The organism is Bacteroides sp. f07 (assembly GCF_042854785.1).
Lineage (GTDB): Bacteria > Bacteroidota > Bacteroidia > Bacteroidales > Bacteroidaceae > Bacteroides.
In genome coordinates this window covers 1,055,197-1,076,841 of record NZ_BAABXI010000003.1, presented here as the reverse complement: position 1 = coordinate 1,076,841, position 21,645 = coordinate 1,055,197, and the positions used below count along the sequence as shown (strand labels likewise).

Genomic DNA, 21,645 nt, shown 5'->3' with positions numbered 1-21,645 from the left:
ATTATAAACGAATGAATTTAAAAAGAAAAGCAGGAATTATTACCGCCTTATTGTTTGCTGTCGGCATACAGGCACAGGATATGCCTTTTCGTAAAGCGGAAATAAAAGAAATGATGAAGAAAGTAGCCGACTGGCAAATCGCCCATCCGAACAAGGGAGCCGAACATGGTGACCTGAGTTGGACAAATGCCGTACTTTATGTCGGCATGCTCGACTGGGCGGAACTGGCGGAACGCGAGGATGGCAACAAGGATTATTTTAAATGGCTTACCCGCATAGGGAGCCGGAACGGATGGCAACCGGACAAGAGAATGTATCATGCCGACGACATCGCTGTCTCACAGGCTTTTATCGACCTTTATCGGAAATACAACAATAAGTATATGCTTAATCCTACCATCGCCCGTACAGACTGGGTGATGAAGAATCCGCCGACAGACAACTTCAAACTGGATTACCGCAAGCCTGAAACGCTGGAACGCTGGACTTGGTGTGATGCACTTTTCATGGCGCCGCCGGTATACACCAAATTGTATGTTCTGACAGGTGACAAAAAATATATCCGTTTCATGAACCGGGAGTTTAAAGCTACTTACGACCACCTTTTCGATAAGGAAGAGAATCTTTTCTATCGTGACTGGCGGTATTTTGACCAACGTGAGGCCAACGGTCGGAAAGTATTCTGGGGGCGCGGTAACGGTTGGGTACTCGGCGGACTGGTGGAGATATTGAAGGAACTTCCCGCAAAAGATAAGAACCGGAAGTTCTACGAAACGCTGTTCGTGAAACTCTGTTCCCGTGTGGCAGGTTTGCAGAATGAGGATGGGTTCTGGCACGCAAGCCTGCTCGATCCTGCTTCTTATCCCTCGCCTGAAACAAGCTGTACTACGTTTATCGTCTATGCGCTTGCTTATGGCATCAATGAAGGATTGCTCGATAAAGAAACTTTTCTCCCTATTCTTGTGAAAGGTTGGAATGCACAAGTCTCTGCTGTAGATGCAGACGGACAGTTGGGCTATGTGCAGCCTATCGGTGCCGATCCTAAGAAGGTGACACGGGATATGACCGAAGTTTATGGTGTAGGTGCTTTCCTGATGGGCGGATGTGAGATTTATAGGATGGCCGAGTAACAAACACAATTAATAAAATGGTGAGAAATACAATGATTGTATTACTGTTTCTGTTGGCAGGAGTGGTGACAAACGGTGCATTTGCCCGCGACGTAATCTCCTTCAATGCCGGTTGGCAATTCAAACGGGGACCGTTCTCTGCGGAGCCCATGCGGGCTTCTGCCCAGTGGGACGGTAAGTGGGAAGAAGTGACCATCCCTCATACTTGGAATGCGAAAGATATGCAGCAGAAAGCTGATGCATTCTATGAGGGTGTGGGTTATTACAGAAAGAAACAGTTCTTCGGTAATGAATTGGCGGGCAAACGCGTCTTCCTTCGTTTCGAAGGGGTGGGAGCTTGTACGGAAGTCTATGTCAACGGTAAGTTGGCAGGGACGCATAAAGGCGGTTATAGCGCTTTTGCATTTGAGATAGGCGCAGCCTTGAAGTTGGGAGCTGAAAACGAGATTATTGTTAAGGCTGACAATGCGGCGCGTGCCGATGTGATTCCTGTCAATCAGAGTTTGTTTGGGGTGTATGGTGGCATATACCGTCCCATGTGGCTGATAATTACGGAACAGAATACTATCACAGTGACCGATTGTGCTTCTCCCGGTGTTTATATTACTCAGAAAAACGTATCGAAACGTTCGGCAGACATCACTGTCAGAGTGAAGTTGGACAACGGCAGTCTGACTCCCGCCCAACTGGTTCTTGAGAACTATATCTATACGCAGGAAGGAAAAAAAGTTGCTTCCCGGAGTATGCCGATTGAACTGACTCCGCAGGGGACACAAAGCTATATATCGACCTTTAAACTCCATAATCCTCATCTTTGGCAAGGTAGGGAAGATCCTTATCTTTACAAAGTGGTGTCGCGCCTGCTTGCGGACGGTAAAGTGATTGATGAGGTCACGCAACCTTTGGGCGTTCGTCACTACGAGATTATTGCCGGGAAAGGTTTCTATCTCAATGGCGAGAAATATCCGATGTATGGTGTCACCCGTCATCAGGACTGGTGGGGGCTGGGGAGTGCGCTGACCAATCGCGAACATGATTTCGACTTGGCTCAGATTATGGATATTGGTGCCACTACCGTACGTTTTGCCCACTATCAGCAATCGGATTATCTTTATTCGCGCTGCGATTCATTGGGGTTGATAATCTGGGCGGAAATTCCCTTTGTCAACCGGGTGACGGGCTATGAAGCGGAGAATGCACAGACGCAACTCCGTGAGCTGATCCGTCAAAGTTTCAATCATCCTTCCATTTATGTATGGGGACTGCATAATGAGGTCTATCATCCTCATGAGTACACAGCCGCACTGACCCAATCACTTCATGACCTGGCAAAGACGGAAGATCCCGACCGGTATACGGCTGCTGTGAACGGTTTCGGACACGCTAACCATCCGGTGAACCAGAATGCCGACATACAGGGGATGAACCGTTATTTTGGCTGGTATGAGAAAAAGTTGCAGGACATTGAGCCTTGGGTGGAAGGACTTGAAAAAGATTATCCGTGGCAGAAACTAATGTTGACCGAATATGGAGCAGATGCAAACATCGGTCACCAGACGGAGTATTTGGGGGATGCACTGAACTGGGGAAAACCTTATTATCCCGAAACTTTTCAGACTAAGACACATGAATATCAGTGGAGCGTGATTGCTAAACATCCTTACATCATCGCCTCTTATCTTTGGAATATGTTCGATTTCGCCGTGCCTATGTGGAGCCGTGGCGGTGTACCGGCACGAAACCTGAAAGGACTGATGACATTCGACCGGAAAATAAAGAAGGACTCTTATTATTGGTATAAAGCGAACTGGAGCAAATCTCCCGTACTCTACCTGACGCAGCGACGTAATACAGACCGCGAACGGAAACAGACTTCCGTCACTGTTTATTCAAATATCGGGACGCCTAAAGTTTACTTGAATGGTAAAGAACTGACAGGCATCCGCAAGGGATATACGGACGTGCATTATATCCTTGACCAAGTGACGCTTGATAATGGGAAAAACAGGCTCAAGACCGTTGTGATATATGGTGGAAAAGAGTATGCCGATGAGATTGAGTGGAATTATGAAGGCGAAAAGAAGCGCGATGCGGATTCTCACGAGAACAAAAACGAACATGCCGGATGGTAAATCCGGCAATTTCTTACTATGCAGTTTTTACGTTTCCTCTATGCAATAGCTTAGAGGAAACGTACAGGCATAAAAAAAGGAGCAACGCCTTGCTCCAACCTTTGTTAACCTTAAATCTAATACTATGAAAAACACATTGCAAAGATACGGACTCTTGGGAAATTAGCAAATTATCCAAGAAAAATAGTATGTTTTATAACACGTTTTAATAGTTTTGTCCTGTTTGTTAAGAAAAACGCTGTTTCTTTTTAAAAGTATGCAACACTTATTTTGAGAATAGAATCGGGGAGTACCGTTGATTCTCTGCCGGAAAACCATTATCTTTGTTCCGATAATCACAGTATATATTCAATAAAAAAGAAAAGGAGAGAACCGTGAACGAAGAAGAAATCGTCCTCACCCCGATGATGAAACAGTTTCTGGATTTGAAAGCACAACATCCGGATGCAGTGATGCTGTTTCGTTGCGGCGACTTTTATGAAACATATTCTACGGATGCCATCATCGCATCCGAAATTCTAGGAATCACACTGACAAAACGTGCCAACGGAAAAGGAAAAACTATTGAGATGGCGGGATTCCCGCATCATGCTCTCGATACATATCTCCCGAAACTGGTTCGTGCCGGAAAACGTGTCGCTATCTGCGACCAGTTGGAAGACCCCAAAATGACCAAGAAGTTGGTGAAACGGGGGATTACCGAACTGGTGACTCCGGGTGTTTCCATCAATGATAATGTACTGAACTATAAGGAGAATAACTTCCTGGCTGCCGTTCATTTCGGCAAAGCTTCCTGTGGAGTTGCCTTTCTTGATATATCTACCGGTGAGTTTCTTACTGCAGAAGGGCCTTTTGACTATGTGGACAAACTGCTGAATAACTTCGCTCCGAAAGAAATTCTTTTCGAGCGGGGCAAGCGCCTGATGTTTGAGGGAAATTTCGGCAACAAATTCTTTACCTTCGAATTGGACGACTGGGTGTTTACGGAGACTACTGCCCGTGAGAAGTTGCTGAAACATTTTGAAACGAAGAACCTGAAAGGTTTCGGAGTGGAGCATTTGAAGAATGGCATCATCGCTTCCGGTGCTATCCTGCAATACCTGACGATGACACAGCATACACAGATTGGGCATATCACTTCGCTGGCCCGTATTGAGGAGGACAAATACGTCCGCCTGGATAAGTTTACGGTGCGCAGCCTTGAGTTGATTGGCAATATGAATGATGGCGGAAGCAGTTTGCTCAATGTCATCGACCGGACGATCAGCCCGATGGGGGCACGTCTGCTGAAACGCTGGATGGTCTTTCCTTTGAAGGATAAGAAACCGATTGACGAGCGGTTGAATGTAGTAGAGTATTTCTTCCGTCAGCCGGATTTTAAAGGACTGATTGAAGAACAGTTGCATCTGATAGGGGATTTGGAGCGTATCATCTCCAAAGTGGCTGTCGGGCGTGTATCACCTCGTGAGGTGGTGCAGCTAAAGGTGGCTTTGCAGGCTATCGAGCCGATAAAGCTGGCGTGTTTGCAGGCCGATAACGCAAGCTTGAACCAGATAGGAGAGCAGTTGAATCTTTGTGTCACTATTCGCGACCGGATTGCCAAGGAGATTAAGAACGATCCGCCGTTGGCTGTCAACAAGGGGGGAGTCATTCAGGATGGTGTGAATGAAAATTTGGACGAGCTGCGCCGGATTTCGTATTCGGGAAAGGATTATCTGCTTCAGATACAGCAGCGTGAGAGCGAAAGGACGGGTATCCCGAGTTTGAAAGTGGCTTATAATAACGTATTCGGTTATTATATTGAAGTCCGTAATGTACATAAGGATAAGGTTCCACCCGAATGGATTCGTAAACAGACACTGGTCAACGCTGAGCGTTATATCACACAGGAGTTGAAGGAATACGAAGAAAAGATTCTCGGAGCGGAAGATAAGATTCTGGTTCTGGAAACGCAGCTATATACGGATTTAGTACAGGCGTTGATGGAATTTATTCCTCAGATACAGATTAACGCGAATCAGATTGCCCGTCTGGATTGCTTGTTGTCATTCGCCAATGTGGCTCGTGAGAATCGTTATATTCGTCCGGTCATTGAGGATAATGATGTATTGGATATTCGCCAGGGACGTCACCCGGTGATTGAGAAGCAGCTTCCGATAGGCGAGAAGTATATTGCCAATGACGTAATGCTGGACAGTACTACACAGCAGATTATCATTATAACTGGTCCCAATATGGCGGGTAAGTCAGCGCTTTTGCGTCAGACGGCATTGATTACGCTGCTGGCACAAATCGGCTCGTTCGTCCCTGCGGAAAGTGCGCATATCGGACTGGTAGATAAGATATTTACCCGTGTGGGAGCGAGTGATAACATTTCCGTAGGTGAATCTACTTTCATGGTGGAGATGAACGAAGCAGCGGATATTCTGAACAATGTTTCTTCCCGAAGCCTGGTGCTGTTTGACGAATTGGGACGCGGTACATCTACGTATGACGGTATCTCTATTGCCTGGGCGATTGTGGAATATATCCATGAGCATTCGAAAGCGAAAGCGCGCACATTATTTGCCACGCATTATCATGAACTGAATGAGATGGAGAAATCTTTCAAGCGTATCAAGAATTATAATGTATCAGTGAAAGAGGTGGATAACAAGGTAATCTTCCTTCGTAAACTGGAACGTGGCGGCAGTGAGCACTCTTTCGGTATCCATGTGGCAAAGATGGCAGGTATGCCGAAGAGTATTGTAAAGCGTGCGAATGAGATATTGAAGCAACTTGAATCCGATAATCGCCAACAGGGAATAGCAGGCAAACCACTGGCGGAAGTGAGCGAGAACCGTGGTGGTATGCAGTTGAGTTTCTTCCAGTTGGATGACCCGATTCTCTGTCAGATTCGCGATGAGATATTGAATCTTGATGTGAATAATCTCACTCCTATTGAAGCGTTGAATAAACTGAATGATATCAAGAAGATAGTCAGGGGGAAATAAGAAGAGTTGATAAATGAAATAAGAAGAAAGGGATTAGTGACTCAAACATCGCTAATCCCTTTTTTGTTGCCTTAAGCTATTTTCTTTTTCTTCTTGTCATAGAAGAACATGAAGTAGACACCTATTATTATAAACGGAACGCTTAACCATTGTCCCATATTGAGCATCATGCTGTTTTCGAAATCTTCCTGGTTTTCTTTCAGGAATTCGATGAAGAAGCGGAAGACAAAGATGTAAGTCAGGCAGAGTCCGAAGAAGAAGCCGCGGTGTAGTTTCTTGCTGTAATTCTTATACAGGTAAATCATGATGAAGAACAGGATAAGATAAGCAATGGCTTCGTAAAGTTGTCCCGGATGGCGGGGAATTGCCGGAAGTATTTCACCGTTTGCTCCATATTCTTTCACACGTTCGAAAACGAATGCCCAGGGCACATTGGACGGTTTGCCGATGATTTCGGAGTTCATCAGGTTGGCAAGGCGGATGAAACAAGCCGTGATGGGAGTAGCTACGGCAATCATATCCAGCACGTCCATATAATGAAGTTTTGTCTTGCGGCAATACAGCCAAAGAGCGATTATCAGTCCTAATGTACCGCCGTGGCTGGCAAGTCCTTCATATCCGGTGAATTTCCAGTTTCCATCCGGTAAGAATTTGATGGGAAGAATCATCTCCCAAAAATGGGACAGGTAATATCCCGGGTCATAGAACAGGCAGTGTCCCAGACGTGCACCGATCAGAATACCAAAGAAACAGTAAAAGAAAAGCGGGTCAAACTTCTTCTCCTCTATCTTTTTATCCCGGTACTGGTAGTGAACAATCACATAAGCAAAGAATATTCCTACTGCCCACAGTAATCCGTAATAACGGATAGAAATGCCGAACAAGTTGAATAGTTCGGGATTCGGGTTCCAGTTGATGGATAATAGCATGGTATTCATTCTATATTGGATTAATGTTAATGATTAAATTCTTTGAATTTCTCCGCAACCATCCGGTAGGTCGGTATATCTATTCCTTGTTCTTCGGCTGCCGCAATCATGTCGAAGAGCAGTCCTTGTATCTCCGAGTCGTGTCCGCGTGCCAGGTCTTTCTGCATGGAAGCGGTACTTTCAGGGTCAAGCTTGTCGATGACTTTCAAATTGTAGCCGACGGGGTCTTCCGGAAATTCAACCCCCAGCTTCTTTCCTAAAGCGGCGCTTTCCGTAGAAAGTCCGATAAATGTATCCCGTACCTTTCCCGGTTTCTGTACTTCTCCCATCGGAACGTCGTAATAAGCGCCTGTTACAGCCATTGCGGAGATGAACGACCATTTGATGAACGTATCCCGGTTGATGTCCGGTGACAGGTCTGCCTTTATACCTGATTCCAGCAAATCCTGCTGTATGGCTTCCAGCAATCCGGGTTTTACAACCGTGCCGCGATGGGCGCCATATACCAGCCGGAATATCTTTCCCATTTGAGTAATTTCTCCTGTGCCGGAAACAAAACCTACGATATAGATGCATCCGTCGAGAACGGTGACTTCCGGAACCAGCTTTTGTATGCGCGGCCCTGTACCGTACACATTTAGAATAGGGATGATAACTGTGTCTTTGTGTGCAGCCCTCTTTATCAGGTCTACGATAGAATCGACCGAATAACCTTTCACGCATACAAATATCACATCTGCTTTCCCGTTAAATTCTTCAGCGGTAGTAGCCGGAATCCGGAGCGTATGTTCGCCCTTCAAATCCGACTTCAGTTTCAAACCGTTCGTTTGAATCGACTGCAAATGAGCTCCACGGGCAATACAAGTTATATCTTTGCCTGCCAGCGACAAGAATCCTGCAATACTGCCGCCTACACCTCCCGTTCCTGCAATGAGATATTTCATATTGTTAGCGAATTAGTAATTAATAAGTCGTCGGTGGTTATTGATAATCACACGTTGAAACGGAAATGCATGATGTCGCCATCCTGCACGATATATTCTTTTCCTTCCACACCCATTTTTCCGGCTTCCTTCACGGCTGCTTCCGAGCCGTATTGGATATAATCTTCGTATTTGATAACTTCCGCACGGATGAACCCTTTCTCAAAATCGGTATGGATAACACCTGCGCATTGCGGAGCTTTCCAACCTTTCTCGTAAGTCCAGGCACGTACTTCCTGTACGCCGGCTGTGAAGTAAGTCTCAAGGTTCAATAACTTATAAGCCGATTTGATAAGACGTGCTACGCCCGACTCTTCCAGACCCACTTCGGCAAGGAACATCTGGCGGTCTTCATACGTTTCCAGTTCGGCGATGTCCGCTTCTGTCTTGGCTGCGACAATCAGGATTTGGGCATCCTCGTCTTTTACAGCTTCACGTACCATGTCTACGTATTTGTTGCCGTTTACAGCGCTTGCTTCGTCTACGTTACAAACGTACATTACCGGTTTGCTGGTCAGCAGGAACAGTTCACGGGCAATCTTCTGTTCGTCTTTGGTCTCGAAAGTAACGGTACGCGCCGATTTCCCTTGTTCCAGAGCGTCTTTATATCGCACCAGTACGTCATAAGCCTGTTTGGCGGCCTTGTCGCCACCTGTCTGTGCCTGTTTCTGTACTTTCTGAATACGGCTTTCGATGGTTTCCAGGTCTTTCAACTGAAGTTCGTAGTCGATGATTTCTTTGTCGCGGACAGGATTTACACTTCCGTCTACATGCGTCACGTTTTCATCGTCAAAGCAACGGAGTACGTGAATAATTGCGTCTGTCTCACGGATATTGGCAAGGAACTTGTTTCCCAGTCCTTCACCTTTGCTTGCGCCTTTTACCAGTCCGGCGATATCTACGATTTCTACGGTTGTAGGGACAATTCGTTGGGGATGCACTAACTCTGCCAGTGCATTCAGACGTTCGTCGGGGACGGTGATTACACCTACATTCGGTTCAATTGTACAGAAAGGGAAATTTGCCGCCTGTGCTTTCGCGTTCGACAAACAGTTGAAAAGTGTCGACTTACCCACGTTCGGTAGTCCTACAATACCACATTGCAATGCCATATTAATCTATTATTACTTTTGTTACCAAGTTGCTCATTTTAGTTTGCAAAGATAATCATTTTTGAACTAATAAAGGAAATTTGGTGCACTTTCTGTCTTTTCCTGCTGCTCTGGTGGTTTTGAAAAGAACGCAGTTTGAGCATTAGAGAATAGAATATAGGTAGAAAGTTTCAGTTTGTTTCGTTCATTATATCATATCCTAGAAAACGATATGCATTGTTCAATCACATTCAAAAGTCTCAAAGACTCAAAGACCCCAAGATGGTCAAGCTGGAAATGATTTTCTACAAGACCGGTTACACCCGCATTCCACGGGTCGTCAACATTACCGGAGCTTACAAATACTGGAACAACGAAACCCAAAGTTTTGAATCCGCCTCCAGCTCATCAACGCCAGAATCGAATACTTCGAGAACCATGAGAAATTCAAGAACGTTAGGAGTATCGGCACCGACGGCATGTACAAGCAGTTCCGCACCTCACTCTCAACCTTTTCCTTTTCAGCTTTTACAGCGGCGGTATGGCTAACGTCGATGTCGTCAACTTGACATGGGACATGATTAACGAAAAGGAAGGCATGATTGTCTATGCATCGACAACTACGTTTTCCCGATCTATACCGAAAAACACTACTACAAAAACACCAAGCAGGAAGAATTGCGCCAGCGCATGAATGCCCGTTACGGTAGCTGGAGACAATAACTCGATTGAAAACCATAAAACATACGCTGCAATGAAAAAACGAATATGAGCCGCAGAGAAATGAAATCATTTCGTTATATTTGCAATCGGAAATAAAACCAAAGCATTATGACAGACGAACAATTAGGCCCGATGAAGCTCATATTCAATTATAATGATGTATTTTACAGCTTCTTCTACGACGACCTCAGCGGGTGCATACACCGCTCCCGTGAATATGCCATCAATTATGTCTATTCGGGTGAGATGATTCTCGACAACGGGACTGAACAGATTCATGTAGGGAAAGGCGAATGCGTGTTTATTCCGCGCGACCATCACATCACGATGTATAAAAAGACAAAGGATGGCGAACGTTACTGTGGTATCTTTCTGATGTTCACGCGTCGTTTCTTGCGGGAAATGTACGGCAAGTTGGAACAACGTAAAGTATCGGTCAGTACTTCCAAACTCGATTCGGGCGTAATCAAACTGCCGAAAACAGTAGAGCTCGCCAGCCTGTTCGCTTCCATGACCCCTTACTTCGATCCGGAAGTGAAACCCAAAGACGATTTCATGAACTTGAAATTGCAGGAGGGGCTGCTTGCGCTGCTGCATATCGACAAGCGGTTCGCTCCAACCCTCTTCGATTTCAACGAGCCGTGGAAAATCGACATCATGGAATTTATGAACGAGAACTACATGTACGAGTTCACGATGGAAGAGATGGCGCATTACACGGGACGCAGCCTTGCTACGTTCAAGCGGGATTTCAAGAAAGTCAGTGACCTGACACCCGAAAAATGGCTTATCCGAAAACGGCTCGAAGTGGCCTATGCCAAAATGAAGGAGGGCGGTAAAAAAGTCGTGGATGTCTATGCCGAAGTGGGTTTCAAGAATCCATCGCACTTTTCGACCGCTTTCAAGAAACAATACGGCATATCGCCGACCGCCGCATTCGTGTAACTCGAATTGACCTTTTGGGAAATCTTATTTGAGCCTCACAGCAATTCCGCTGTGAGGCTTTCTCTTTAACTTTGCCACCGAAATCAGAAACATAAAAAGAAATAGTTATGATAAAGTGGTTAATATCTTTCATGATGGTATGTAGCCTGTCCGTTACGGTAAGTGCTTGCAACTCCGATGATTCTCCGAAAAAGACAGAGAATACGGTTCCCGAACCTGAACCGAATCCCGACCCGACACCTGAACCTGTAACCGGAAACGGAATGTTCGACCTGCGGGCTGTCAAAGCCGGAAAAATCCGGTTAGTCGGCGTGTCGAACTATTATATCAGGGAAATGACGGATTTTCTACCTCAAGTGACCATAAAGCCGGTATTGGTTCAAAATGAAATACATCCTTACTATTAGGAAAAGGAAGTCGTAAAATTCATGCACGAGAACGTCATCGTCATCGAAGGCTGGTATCCGCTCGGAGGCAGAGGTTATACGACGGCCATGCTCGGCAATGAAACAATCGGCCGGATTACGAAAGCGCATGGCAAATCGCCTGACCAAATGACCGAAACGAGAAACACGATTGGTATTAAAAACAATGATAAAATAGATTCTTATGAAAACGAACATGAATTTCCGCTCTGTTTTATCGCTGTACCTTTGCATTATAAAACAGAATGATATAATAGTAGAATGAAAACAACGACTCTGAAAATCGCAGCCATTACAGCCTTGTTCGGAATAGGACTGCTTGCCGGCTGCACGAACAGTATAACAAATCAAAAAACAAGTGATAATATGAAGACATTGAATTTGACACAGGAATGGGACAAGACCTTTCCGCAGAGCGACAAGGTGAACCACAGTAAAGTAACATTTACCAACCGCTATGGCATCACGCTGGCGGCCGATCTTTATGAACCCAAGAATGCCACCGGTAAACTGCCCGCCATCGCTGTCTGCGGGCCGTTCGGGGCAGTCAAGGAACAGGCAGCCGGACTGTATGCACAGACAATGGCCGAACGCGGTTTCCTGACCGTTGCTTTCGACCCCTCTTACACCGGAGAGAGTGGCGGCGAACCCCGCTATGTAGTGTCGCCCGACATCAACACCGAGGATTTTTCGGCGGCCGTCGATTTCCTTGCGACCAATGACAAGGCAGAGCCCGAACAAATCGGTATCATCGGCATTTGCGGCTGGGGCGGGCTGGCCATCAACGCTGCCGCCGCCGACCCGCGCATCAAGGCTACCGTCGCTTCGACGATGTACGACATGAGCCGCGTCAGTGCCAACGGCTATTTCGATGCCGATGACAACGCCGAAGCCCGTAATGCGCTCCGCAAGACCCTCGCCGCACAACGTACCGAGGATTTCCGTAACGGCTTCCCGAAACCGGGCGGTGGTGTTCCCGATGAATTGCCTGCCGATGCTCCGCAGTTCTTCAAGGACTACCACGCCTACTACAAGACCCCGCGCGGTTATCACGAACGCTCGCTCAACTCCAATCAGGGACGGAATGCGACGGAAACCATCCCATTCATCAACTTCCCGCTTATGAGCCGTGCAAACGAAATAGAGAATGCCGTACTTATCATTCATGGCGAAAAGGCGCACTCCCGTTACTTCGGCGAAGATGCGTTCAAGAAGTTGAAAGGTGACAACAAGGAACTGATGATTATTCCCGGTGCAAACCATACAGACCTTTACGACAATTTGACCGTTATCCCGTTCGATAAGATGGAAACATTTTTCAGGTCAAATCTTAAATAACAGACGGCATGAGAACGAAACTTTTGATACTTCTTTAATCCTAGAATATGAGGAATCAATCGATGTAACTTAGAATGTCGTAATTCCTTTCCGATAGAAGAATTTAACCTTTTCATTCTCTCATTAATCAAATAAAAGAAGTATATTTGCTTAATTATTAAACTATAAGCAATATGACTATCATCGCCAATCCCATTTACGACGCTGTCTTCAAATACTTAATGGAAGACAAGAAAGTCGCCAAGATATTTCTTTCCGCATTGCTCAAAAAGGATATTATAGACCTTGAAATGCGCCGCCACGAGTATACTTCCATGGAACATACTCGCATCTCATCTTTCGTATAGACTTTTCAGCAAAGATTCGTGAGAATGACGGTGCAGAACACCTTGTCCTTATCGAACTGCAAAAGACTTGGCTCATTACTGAAACCTTGCGCTTCCGGCAGTATCTGGGCACGCAGTATCTCAACAAGGAGAACATTATCGAAGAAAAGAATGAGCATGGACAAAGGCGTACATATGGTTTGCCCATCATTTCTATCTACATTCTGGGACACCCCTTGGGTAACCTGACCGAGCCGGTGGTTTACGTGCACCGCCGCTATCTGGATTATGATGACAATCCTCTTCCTTCTCCCGACCCCTTCATAGAGAGTCTGACTCATGACAGCATCATCGTGCAGATTCCTTTCCTCACCGGACGAACTCGTAACCGTCTTGAACGTCTGCTGAGTGTATTTGACCAAGAATATCGGCAGGCTGATAGCGAACACTATCTGGAAATTAACGATGAGCATCTTGATGATGAAGTGAAGTGTGTTGTTCATCGGCTGCTGAAGGCTGCCGCTGCACCCAACGTGCGGCGTGCCATGGAGATAGAAGACGAAATTCTTTCTGAAATAGAGGACAGGGATACGACAATTATGATGAAGAATAAGGAAATTGAGCAGAAAGAGCAGTTGATTGAACAGAAAGAACAGTTGATTGAACAGAAAGAACAAGTGATTCGTTCAATGATTAAGATGCTCTGTAAAAATGGGACATCGATTGAAGAGATATCCAAACAATTGTCAATGCCAGTGGAGTTAATCAAACAATACATTGATTAATATATTATGCTCCTCTGATAAAGATATAAACACTATAAAAATAGCAGCAAGCTACTCTTACAAACATGAGTAACTTGCTGCTATTTTTTCTGTTATTGTGGTATTATATTTTCGCTTTTCTTTGGCATATAAACCAGCTCGCTTTTTTATCTAAAATGTAAATACATATCGCGCTACGACCATGTAAAGATAAGAGATTATTGAATCAATAACCGTCCAGTTCTTTTTTTCATTTAATTGCTTGATTTTCTTTTTTTCGGGTATAACCGTTTCGAGAATATTTAGTATTTGGCTTGATATTTCTTATAGAAAATCAAAAACAGAATTTTATTCTGTGGGTGGGGCATGGAAGTTTGTCTTTATATTGAATCCCTGAAAAAGGGGACATATATTTAATTCACTTTGCTAAGGTATTATTACATGAAAAAACGAAGATTGCTGAAGAGGGCGCTTCAATTGATGGTATTCCTGTTAGCCGGAACCATTTGGGGCCCTGTAGCAGAGGCGCAAGATACTAAAGTGAGTATCAACGTCACAAAACAGCCGCTGGTGAAAGTCCTGGACGAACTTGAACGCCAGACGGAGTACACTTTCTTCTACAACAACGACCACATTTCCAAGGCTGCCCCGGTGACGGTCAGGATAAAGGACAAGCCTTTGTCTGTTGTACTTCAATCGATCCTTTCTGAAAGGAAACTCACTTACAGACTGGAGAGAAATCACATTATTATTTCGGAACTTCCTGCAACTACTCCCTCAAAGGAAAAACAAAAGCAGGAGACATCAGGAATTATAGTAGAAGGAATAGTTACCGACAATTCCGGAGAGCCGCTCATTGGTGTGTCCGTCATATCCGGAACGACAGGTGTCGTGACGGATGTAAACGGAGCCTACACCATTGAAGTCGGTCCAGGAGCTGTACTTTCCTTTTCTTGTATAGGCTTCAACACCATCAAGCAAAAAGCAGTGGCCGGAAGAAAACTGAATGTGATAATGACCGAAGATATAGAACTTCTGAATGAGGTTGTTGTTATTGGTTATGGTACTATGGATAAGAAAGAGGTGACCTCGGCAGTTGCACATATCGGTGAGAAGGATTTTCTTAAAATCAGTTCTTCAGACCCTGCAAAACTTATTCAGGGCAAGGTCGCAGGTGTTTCGATTGTTAATATAGGTGCAGCTGATCCGAACTCGACCTCAAGCATACAGCTCAGGGGTGTGTCTTCGCGTCAGTCGGGACTCGGCCCTCTTGTTGTCATTGACGGTGTGCCTCACAGCAGCATGAATGATGTCAATCCTCAGGATATTGCCTCTTTTGATGTGCTGAAGGATGGTGCGGCATCCGCCATTTATGGAACACGTGGAGCCAATGGTGTCATTCTTATTACCACCAAACGTGGCAGTCAGGACGGAGTTATCCATACAAGCTATTCCAGTGCTGTCTCTTGGGATGTTATGAAAAAGGAACTTGATATGATGACCGCCGACGAATATCGTCGCTATCCTGCGGCTTGGGGCGACACAGGCACTGACTACGGAGGAGATTATGATTGGCTGGATGGAGTAAGCCGCACTGGTTTTACCCACAAGCATACTCTCAGTCTTTCAGGAGGCAACAGCCGCACAAACTACCGCGTGAGCGTAGACTACAGGCAGGCACATGGTATTGACCTAAAATCAAAGCGTGAGGGATATGGCGGAAGGGCATCTATTATGCATACCACCAAAGACGGACTCTTTACTTTTACTGCAAATCTCGCTCCGAGGGTTGTAAGCAAGGTGTATGCCGAGTGGGATGTGTTCAGATGGGCACTTGAAGCCAATCCTACAACTCCTCTTATGGATCCTGAGGATCCCACCCGTTATTTCAATTTCGATAACCAGATTATAAAATATAACCCTGTTGAACGTCAGTTGCTTAATAAAGCCGGCGTAGACGAAAAAGTTATAGACTGGGACGCAACTGCAAAGCTCAATCTTCTGCCTGTCCTGCTTAAAGACCCCACTCATGACCTTGTTTTGAACACGCAGGTGACTCTTGCAGATTATCATTATGTGAGTGACACCAATTCCTATATTCCTTCTACATCCAATGATGCAATCAATGGTGGTTTTGAAGGTGAGGCTCGTCGTTCATCAGATTTCAGCCGTATGAAAATGCTGGAGTGGATAGGTAATTTCAGTGGAAAGTTCGGTGACAACAGTGTTAAGGCAGTGCTTGGTTACAGCTACAATGAGTGGGAAAACAGCGGACATTCTGCTATGAACCGCGATTTTGCCAATGACGGAGTCACTTCCGATAATATAGGTTCAGGGTCTTATGCGACTGAAGAAGGTATAGTTGGTATGGACAGTTACCGCAATTCCAGTAAACTGATTTCCTTTTTCGGCCGTGTGAGTTATGATTGGAAAAGCAGGTATTTCATAACGGTGTCACTACGTCGCGAGGGCTCTTCAAAATTCGGTGCCAATCACAAATGGGGTAATTTTCCAGCAGTTTCACTTGGATGGCGCATTAATGAAGAACCGTTTATGCAGGGTGTTGTTGATTGGTTGGATGAACTCAAATTGAGGGGTGACTACGGAGAGACAGGTAACCAGGATTTCAGCAGTTATCAGTCTATCCCGGCAATGAAAGGCTATGGCTACTATCTTATTGACGGAAAATTCACTCAGGTCTGGGGAACAGCGACTAATGTCAATCCTGATCTTGGTTGGGAGAAAAGCCGTAATATGAACATCGGTATTGATTTCTCCATGTTCAAGGGACGCTTCTCAGGTTCGCTTAACTTCTATAATCGCAAGACTACCGACCTGTTGGGAACATACGAAGTCCCTATGCCACCATATACACATGCCAATTCAACAGTTAATGTCGGAACTATGTCCAATCTTGGTTTTGAGTTCAATCTCAACATCGTGGCGGTGAATATGAAAGACTTCAACTACAATTTTGACCTCGTGGGTGCGACCAACCGCAACCGCTTCCTCTCTTTCAGCAACAGTACCTATGTGGGAAACAAATACTATGATGTAGCAGGAACTGAGGGCCCTTTCGGGGGATTCTATCTTCAGCGCATTGAGGAAGGACAACCGGTGGGAAATTTCTATATGTGGAAATATGCAGGCATCAATGACAAAGGCGAATGGATGGTCTATGACCGTGACGGGGATATAATCGAGGCCTGGATGGCAGATGAGAATGACAAGCAGATCTGTGGAAACGGTCTGCCTGAATTTACTTTTTCCACCACCCATAACTTCCGTTACAAGAATTTCGACCTTTCTCTCTTTTTCAGAGGAGCTTTCGGTTTCGATATTTTCAATATCCATGATTTCTATTACGGCACCCGTAAATTCAATGGCAATATGCTTACCAAAGCTTATAGCAAAAATTTTGATATAAGCCCTACATCTCCTCATGTGGCAACGGATTATTTTCTTGAAAGAGGAGATTATTTCAAACTCGAACAGTTGACCTTGGGTTATACGCTCAAATTGAAAGATGTACGTTTTATCGAGAGCCTGCGAATTTACTGCTCTGCCAATAATCTGTTTACAATCACAGGCTTTTCAGGTATTGACCCTTCATTATATAATGTCAATGGTCTTACACCTTCAGCCACTGGCAACCGCAGATTCTATCCGTCTACAAGACAGTATATGTTAGGTTTGCAGATTGATTTCTAAAAATGACGCTAAAATGAAACTGACAGTTAAAAAAATGATTTTAATGCTTCTTGCCTGTGTGGCAATGGCATCGTGTACCAATCTTGACGAGAAACTATATGGTTCAATAGGCTCGGACAACTACTATCACAAAGCGTCTGACATCAAACGTATGGTTTATCGTCCTTTTGAACATGCATACTGGACAATTACTGCCCGTATGTTTACTAATGAACTTACGGCTGACCAGATTATCTGCCCAAAGAGGGATGACGGCACTTGGGATAATAATGGAATGTGGCGCCGTCTTCATACCCATGATATAGACCCTACGATAGAACTCTATCCAAGTGAGTGGAGCAGTTGCTTTCAAGGCGTTGGAGAATGTAATTTCTCTTTGGAAGAATTAGACAGACTTAGTCCTGAAGATTTTGGACTCACTAAAGCTGAGTTTGACAACTGGAAATCCCAGAACCGTGTGCTCCGTGCATGGTTTTATCTGAGACTTTTGGATGCTTATCGCAATATTCCCCTGATAACCTTTTACACAGGAGCTACTATAAAAGATACAGAGCAGGTGGCACCCGAAGTGACTTTTAAATTCATAGAAGACGAACTTCTGGACTGTCTCAATTATATAGAGCAGAAGCAGGCGCTCGGTACCCAGGCTTCGATTGAAGGACGCTGGACTAAAGCCGGGGCGGCTGCTCTTCTTGTGAGACTTTATTTGAATGCTGAAGTATATCTCGGTGTGGACCGTTATGATGATTGTGCTTTATATGCTCAGAAAATTCTTGATGGCGAATACGGACCTTATACAATCGGAGACGGCTGGGATGAGATTTTTGATTGGAACAATGATACCAGCGATGAGATGATTTTCGGTTTTCCTTCTTCTGGAGGCTATACTTTCTGGGTCTATGATCATGAGGTCGGAGGAACTTATTGGAATACCGTGCCGTATAATTCCAATAAATATTTCGGCGATACAAAAGCTAATGCCGGAGTCCACAATCAGCGTTATTCCGTTTCTCCAAGCTATTCAACCTATGGAGAGCTCTATAATTTCGAACTTGGAATGCCGGTGCAGAAATTCCGTAAATATCCTCAGGATGCACGTATGACCAAATACCGCAATCTCGGAAACGGAAAGCGTGAGGGTATGTTCCTTTACGGCTATCTCGAATATGAAGAGGATGGTGCGACCAAACGTATTACGGCTGGCGACCAGTATGACATCTATCTTCGTGACGCAGTGGGAAATTTCGGTAGTCTTGACGCTGACAGTTGGCTGGGCGGCACCAGCGATATGACTACTGCCGACCGCAACTCGGGTTGGGCTTTTGTCAAATATCCTTTCTACGGCGATGATGAGAAAAGATATCAGTTGGAGGCTGATTTCGTTGAAATCCGTCTGCCTGAGATTATCTATTCGCTTGCAGAATGTAAACTGCGCCGGAATGACGTCGACGGGGCAGCAAGACTGCTGAATTCAGTCCGTCGCCGCAATTATCCTGAAGAAGTCTATGATGAAGTTCTCTATGCTCCTGAAGGAAGCGCAGTGCTCGATATGAATGAAATGCTTGACGAATGGGGCAGGGAATTCTTTGCCGAAAGCCGGCGTCGCATAGATCTGATAAGGTTTGACAAATTCTCTTCGGGAATATGGTGGGAAAAGTCGGCGGACCCTGACAAGCATTGCGAGATTTTCCCCCTTACTGCTACCATGCTCTCGCAGAACCATTATTTGAAACAGAATCCCGGTTATTCACATTAATAAAGCGAAATGAAATGCGTAGAATAAGACATATATTATTGATTCTCTTCAGTTTTCTGATGATAGGGGGCTGTAGTACAGAGAAAGACCTGATACACATCGGCAGTGACCGTCCTTTCAAACTGAAGAACTTGTATCTTCTGGGAGATGTGACTCCGGGCAATGACAATATGGACATCAACCGTCCGGAGCCTCTGGTTCAGGATGAGGACGATCCTTTTATCTGGCGTTATAGCGGATTGTTGAACGAAGGTATATTCAAACTCTGTTTCAAAATCGGCACATGGGACCAGCCAAATATTCATCCTTGGGAAAAAAACGAGTATATAGGAAAAGATCCTATTGTTGACAGAACCATGCAGCAGCCACGCAGCCGCGGTGAAGATGAATTGTGGGTTGTGAGTTATAGAGGAATGTATACTCTGACCTTCAATCTCCGCGACTTCACTTATAGCAGCGAGTTCCTTGGAGAAGCTCCGTATGACCTTACGGCTCTTTTCATTCTGGGCGCAACCCCTGATAATCCGGAAATGGATCCGACTTTGGCTGTTGCTTTCAAACAGAGTGTGAACGATGCGAATGTCTGGATTTATGAAGGTCCTCTTGTTGAAGGAATTTTCAAAATTGCAGTCCAAAACCGCGATTGGAACCAGCCTTTCATCCATCCTACTGAGAATGCTGAGCAGATAGGTGCGGATGATATAGTCGGTCGCCCTTTTAACGGGCCTTACAGAGGCGAACCTGACAATTTGTGGAGAGTTGTCAGGGCTGGCAATTACAGGCTTGTATTCGATTTCGGTACCAAAACTTATAATTGCACATACTTAGGAAAATAATAAAATTCAATTATGAAGAATATCAATATATTTTTAACATACTTTATCCTTTCCATCCTGCTCCTTTCTTTTGCATCCTGCCAGAAGGAGTATGAAATGCGTCCGCCATCCACGGCGCCGTATACAAAATTACCGGACGACCTGCCTGACGTGGGAAATATCCACACATACAAAGCCCCTTTGTATTGGTCTACCTATGGCTTCAACCGTGCTGGTTCGAGAGCCGGTAAGGCAAGCAATGACTGCCTGCCTACTAAAGAGGAATATTCTCAGATATTGGATTGGCTTCAAGAGAATTTTGTCCCTTACGGCTATGATTTGATTTGTACTGATGGTTGGGGGAATTTCAACAATATCGACGAAAACCATCCATATACGACAAGTCGTGGCTCGGGAAAGACCGAGGTTGAGATAAAATGGCTGGTCGATGAGGCAAACAAAAGAGGTATCAAGACAGGTATATATGACAGCCCGCTTTGGTACAATTGTGATCCTGAAAAACTCATACCGGGTACATCCTATACAGTCGGCTCGCTTGCTTTTGATCCTGAAAAGGATTATTCCGAGCACAAGCCTGATCATGAGGTGAATTCCTACAACTGGATTATTTACAATCATCCCGGGGCTCTGGAATACATAGAGGGCTTCTTCAAGCATTATAATGACTTGGGAGTTAAAATGATCCGTATTGACTTCCTTCTTTGTTACGAGGATGGCTGGAGCCGTATTGATTATGACTGGAATGGTTACGGATATGGCCGTGTCAATTACGCACGTGCATTGGGAAAAGTGGCACAGGAGGCTAAGAAACACGGAATCTTCACATCTCTTGTAATGCCTAATCTCTACAATAATGCTGAGGTTGAGGGATGCTATGGCAATATGGCGCGTATTACAGGAGATGCATGGGACGGTACCTGGACCATCACTTCGTCCAATTATCGTGGACAATCATGGTTCAATTTCCCGAATTGCCGCAACCAGTTTGACGGCTTCACCTATTGGAATCATGTCATGGGCGGTAAGGACAGAATCATTCCTGATGGCGACCCTCTGATGTTGCATACCTATGCTTCAGACGCTGAATGTGAGTTCGCTGTGTCGCTTCAACTGATAGCCGGTGGCCCTGTAGTTATCGGTGACTTGCCTTGGGACAAGGGTATAGAGAACAGAATCAGATTCTTCCAGAATAAGGAAATGCTTGCCCTGAATGCAGACCGTTTCTGCGCACATCCTTTGGATAGTAAAATCAACAGCGAAGGCAGCAATATATGGTATGGAAAAATGAGCGATGGTACTCCTATTGTTGCGTTCTTCAACCGTGATGACAGCGCCAGGACACGCACTCTCAAGTTGAAAGATGTCGGTCTGGACGGAGAGTGGTATGTCCGCGACCTTTGGCAACATAGAACAGAGACAACGAAAAAAAACGAGCTTTCATATACTCTTGGAGCCCATTCCTGCAAAATCATGAAACTGAGCCGCACTATTCCGGAGGAAAACAATTCATCGGATATTGACAGTAGTATAAATGACGCCGTTCATGAAGAATGGAATTATTAG

At 45.1% G+C, this 21,645-nt stretch carries 14 protein-coding genes and 1 pseudogene; 12 read left to right on the top strand and 3 right to left on the bottom strand.

The window, feature by feature from the left end; translation table 11 throughout:
* The first annotated feature begins 11 nt into the window (after nt 1-11).
* The 3 genes from ACGHVY_RS23805 to mutS all read left to right on the top strand — a co-directional run bounded on the left by ACGHVY_RS23805 (nt 12) and on the right by mutS (nt 6,255).
* On the top strand, nt 12-1,130 hold the full coding sequence (locus ACGHVY_RS23805) for a glycoside hydrolase family 105 protein (RefSeq protein WP_390601983.1): 1,119 nt from the start codon (nt 12-14) through the stop codon (nt 1,128-1,130).
* Nucleotides 1,131-1,162: 32 nt separating this feature from the next.
* Complete coding sequence (locus ACGHVY_RS23800; protein WP_390601982.1) at nt 1,163-3,262, top strand: glycoside hydrolase family 2 protein; 2,100 nt, start codon at nt 1,163-1,165, stop codon at nt 3,260-3,262.
* Nucleotides 3,263-3,666: 404 nt separating this feature from the next.
* Complete coding sequence (gene mutS, locus ACGHVY_RS23795) at nt 3,667-6,255, top strand: DNA mismatch repair protein MutS (RefSeq protein ID WP_308744084.1); 2,589 nt, start codon at nt 3,667-3,669, stop codon at nt 6,253-6,255.
* 71 nt (nt 6,256-6,326) lie between these two features.
* Here mutS and lgt read toward each other — a convergent pair whose 3' ends face one another.
* Genes lgt through ychF form a run of 3 tightly spaced genes read right to left on the bottom strand, consistent with a single transcriptional unit; the run spans nt 6,327 to nt 9,279 of the window.
* Nucleotides 6,327-7,193 (bottom strand): prolipoprotein diacylglyceryl transferase, encoded by an 867-nt coding sequence (gene lgt / locus ACGHVY_RS23790; protein ID WP_390601981.1) that lies wholly within the window; start codon nt 7,191-7,193, stop codon nt 6,327-6,329.
* 17 nt (nt 7,194-7,210) lie between these two features.
* A complete protein-coding gene (locus ACGHVY_RS23785; protein WP_390601980.1) occupies nt 7,211-8,128 on the bottom strand; it encodes a ketopantoate reductase family protein in 918 nt (305 codons plus the stop codon).
* A 47-nt stretch (nt 8,129-8,175) separates the two neighbouring features.
* Nucleotides 8,176-9,279, bottom strand: coding sequence for a redox-regulated ATPase YchF (ychF, locus tag ACGHVY_RS23780; protein ID WP_308744078.1), 1,104 nt, complete (start codon nt 9,277-9,279; stop codon nt 8,176-8,178).
* Between the two features lie 810 nt (nt 9,280-10,089).
* On the opposite strand from ychF, the gene ACGHVY_RS23775 reads away from it, so the two are divergent.
* The 9 genes and pseudogenes from ACGHVY_RS23775 to ACGHVY_RS23735 all read left to right on the top strand — a co-directional run bounded on the left by ACGHVY_RS23775 (nt 10,090) and on the right by ACGHVY_RS23735 (nt 21,645).
* Nucleotides 10,090-10,926, top strand: coding sequence for a helix-turn-helix domain-containing protein (locus ACGHVY_RS23775; RefSeq protein WP_390601979.1), 837 nt, complete (start codon nt 10,090-10,092; stop codon nt 10,924-10,926).
* 107 nt (nt 10,927-11,033) lie between these two features.
* Nucleotides 11,034-11,333, top strand: a complete 300-nt coding sequence (locus ACGHVY_RS23770; RefSeq protein WP_390601978.1) for an aldo/keto reductase — start codon at nt 11,034-11,036, stop codon at nt 11,331-11,333.
* 21 nt (nt 11,334-11,354) lie between these two features.
* Complete coding sequence (locus tag ACGHVY_RS23765; RefSeq protein ID WP_390601977.1) at nt 11,355-11,600, top strand: hypothetical protein; 246 nt, start codon at nt 11,355-11,357, stop codon at nt 11,598-11,600.
* A 12-nt stretch (nt 11,601-11,612) separates the two neighbouring features.
* Nucleotides 11,613-12,689, top strand: coding sequence for an alpha/beta hydrolase (locus ACGHVY_RS23760; RefSeq protein ID WP_390601976.1), 1,077 nt, complete (start codon nt 11,613-11,615; stop codon nt 12,687-12,689).
* A 173-nt stretch (nt 12,690-12,862) separates the two neighbouring features.
* A pseudogene (locus tag ACGHVY_RS23755) lies at nt 12,863-13,800 on the top strand (hypothetical protein).
* Between the two features lie 420 nt (nt 13,801-14,220).
* Nucleotides 14,221-17,490 carry a SusC/RagA family TonB-linked outer membrane protein gene (locus tag ACGHVY_RS23750; protein ID WP_390601975.1) on the top strand — a complete coding sequence of 1,090 codons (3,270 nt, stop codon included), beginning with the start codon at nt 14,221-14,223 and terminating at the stop codon, nt 17,488-17,490.
* Between the two features lie 34 nt (nt 17,491-17,524).
* Complete coding sequence (locus ACGHVY_RS23745; RefSeq protein ID WP_390601974.1) at nt 17,525-19,246, top strand: RagB/SusD family nutrient uptake outer membrane protein; 1,722 nt, start codon at nt 17,525-17,527, stop codon at nt 19,244-19,246.
* A gap of 14 nt (nt 19,247-19,260) precedes the next feature.
* The gene (locus ACGHVY_RS23740; RefSeq protein ID WP_390601973.1) at nt 19,261-20,082 is read left to right on the top strand and encodes a hypothetical protein; all 822 of its coding nucleotides are present in this window, start codon (nt 19,261-19,263) and stop codon (nt 20,080-20,082) included.
* Between the two features lie 12 nt (nt 20,083-20,094).
* The gene (locus tag ACGHVY_RS23735; protein ID WP_390601972.1) at nt 20,095-21,645 is read left to right on the top strand and encodes an alpha-galactosidase; all 1,551 of its coding nucleotides are present in this window, start codon (nt 20,095-20,097) and stop codon (nt 21,643-21,645) included.

Bases quoted from the DNA above. Each gene is read 5' to 3' on its own strand.
- ACGHVY_RS23805 (WP_390601983.1), top strand. From the start codon at position 12: ATGAATTTAAAAAGAAAAGCAGGAATTATTACCGCCTTATTGTTTGCT.
- ACGHVY_RS23800 (WP_390601982.1), top strand. From the start codon at position 1,163: ATGATTGTATTACTGTTTCTGTTGGCAGGAGTGGTGACAAACGGTGCA.
- mutS (WP_308744084.1), top strand. From the start codon at position 3,667: ATGATGAAACAGTTTCTGGATTTGAAAGCACAACATCCGGATGCAGTG.
- lgt (WP_390601981.1), bottom strand. From the start codon at position 7,193: ATGAATACCATGCTATTATCCATCAACTGGAACCCGAATCCCGAACTA.
- ACGHVY_RS23785 (WP_390601980.1), bottom strand. From the start codon at position 8,128: ATGAAATATCTCATTGCAGGAACGGGAGGTGTAGGCGGCAGTATTGCA.
- ychF (WP_308744078.1), bottom strand. From the start codon at position 9,279: ATGGCATTGCAATGTGGTATTGTAGGACTACCGAACGTGGGTAAGTCG.
- ACGHVY_RS23775 (WP_390601979.1), top strand. From the start codon at position 10,090: ATGACAGACGAACAATTAGGCCCGATGAAGCTCATATTCAATTATAAT.
- ACGHVY_RS23770 (WP_390601978.1), top strand. From the start codon at position 11,034: ATGATAAAGTGGTTAATATCTTTCATGATGGTATGTAGCCTGTCCGTT.
- ACGHVY_RS23765 (WP_390601977.1), top strand. From the start codon at position 11,355: ATGCACGAGAACGTCATCGTCATCGAAGGCTGGTATCCGCTCGGAGGC.
- ACGHVY_RS23760 (WP_390601976.1), top strand. From the start codon at position 11,613: ATGAAAACAACGACTCTGAAAATCGCAGCCATTACAGCCTTGTTCGGA.
- ACGHVY_RS23750 (WP_390601975.1), top strand. From the start codon at position 14,221: ATGAAAAAACGAAGATTGCTGAAGAGGGCGCTTCAATTGATGGTATTC.
- ACGHVY_RS23745 (WP_390601974.1), top strand. From the start codon at position 17,525: ATGATTTTAATGCTTCTTGCCTGTGTGGCAATGGCATCGTGTACCAAT.
- ACGHVY_RS23740 (WP_390601973.1), top strand. From the start codon at position 19,261: ATGCGTAGAATAAGACATATATTATTGATTCTCTTCAGTTTTCTGATG.
- ACGHVY_RS23735 (WP_390601972.1), top strand. From the start codon at position 20,095: ATGAAGAATATCAATATATTTTTAACATACTTTATCCTTTCCATCCTG.